This is a genomic window from Variovorax sp. 01T439_2 (assembly GCF_056398445.1).
Genome location: NZ_JBFTPJ010001218.1, coordinates 1 through 1,383, shown reverse-complemented (window position 1 = coordinate 1,383; position 1,383 = coordinate 1). Strand labels below are relative to the sequence as shown.

The window sequence follows — 1,383 nt, the reverse complement described above, 5'->3', positions numbered from 1 at the left end:
GCCTGAAGGAGGCCGCCGCGCGCATCGCCATCACGCCCGAATCGTCATAATCCGACCGTCCTGCCTGGAGCAGTTTGACCGGCCATAAGTGGAGCAGTTTGGGGTGGCCATCGGGGCGCGGAGCCGTCGGACTTCTACTTCGAGCGTATGCGCGATGCCTCGGGCATCTCGATCACCACGGAGCGCTCGTCGGCGCCATTCGGCAGCCTGGATCGCCAATCCATGTTGATCTGAGTTTTCCACTTCCATGATGGAGAGGGATTGTTCATCGCTCATGGCGACTGGTTGTAGGCGGACGGAGTGCGCCCTTGTACGAAGAGATACAAATAACCATCTGCGCTTGCAGGCATCACGCCAATGAGAACTCCCCCTCTCGCCTTAGGGGGCATATGGGATCACATCCCCCCCAGAAAAGTTGTCGCACGGGACTGGGTGGCGTCCGCGCGCCCGTCAATGCTCGACGGCGCAATAGGCGAGGAACTCATTGACTTGCGCTGCCTTGTCGACGACCACATCGGCGTCCAGACGAAAGCACGCCGCGCGGCTGTCCGGAGAAGCCGCGTTGGTCAACGCCGCCACGATCCACTTCTTTCTGCCGGGCGTAAAAAGGGCGGCCGACACGCCAGGTCCTGTTCCCTGCTTCMGCAACAGATCCACGACGAGAAGCTGCCATGCCTCCTCGTTCGCCTGGAGGCAGGCCACAGCTTCAGCCTCGGAAAGCGCAGCCCCGACGASCTCTGCCTGCAGGTAGCCCGAGCACAACCTTGCGGTTGTCCTGGATCAACGGCTCGTCTTCCACCAATGAAAACGGCAAGCGTCAYTCTGGGAGGCCTCCTGCTGATGTCGTGAACCGCACCAGCCCGCCTCGTCACCGTGCGTSCGACGTCRCCGGACAGGGAGAACATTGCACCGGGTTGAACAAGGAGCAAGCTCGCATCTTCAGGGCCGCTTCGCCCCTGGCCGTCACCCGCATCACCGTGGCTTGACCGGAATAAGTTGTTCGCCCCTGGGATGGTATGAATGGCGGAAGATCCGCCTCTATCAGCCTTTCAGCGCGCAGCAAGTCGCACTTCTGGATGTCCTCATGCGCATCGATGGTCATGGGCATATTTGCGGAGTAAAGCCGCTCGAGCAACTGCATGGGCATTGTGAATCCTCGCATCGATACGGGTTGACATCGCCGGCTGATGAATTCGAGTAGACCCAGCGCTAAATGCGTCCCGTCAGCAACAAGACGATCAATACGAGCACGACGATGCCGAGAATTCCGCTCGGACCGTAGCCCCAGCCGCGGCTGTGCGGCCATGACGGAAACGCCCCGACCAGAACGAGGATCAGGATGATCAAAAGCCCGACCAGAACGAGGATCAGGATGATCAAAAG

Annotated in this window: 2 protein-coding genes; both read right to left on the bottom strand. The window is 60.3% G+C overall.

What is annotated here, in order from left to right; genetic code table 11:
* Positions 1 to 450 precede the first annotated feature (450 nt).
* A complete protein-coding gene (locus AC1DOC_RS33690; RefSeq protein WP_478131574.1) occupies positions 451 to 621 on the bottom strand; it encodes a hypothetical protein in 171 nt (56 codons plus the stop codon).
* Between the two features lie 588 nt (positions 622 to 1,209).
* Positions 1,210 to 1,359 (bottom strand): DUF3309 family protein, encoded by a 150-nt coding sequence (locus AC1DOC_RS33685; protein ID WP_478131575.1) that lies wholly within the window; start codon positions 1,357 to 1,359, stop codon positions 1,210 to 1,212.
* Positions 1,360 to 1,383: the final 24 nt, after the last annotated feature.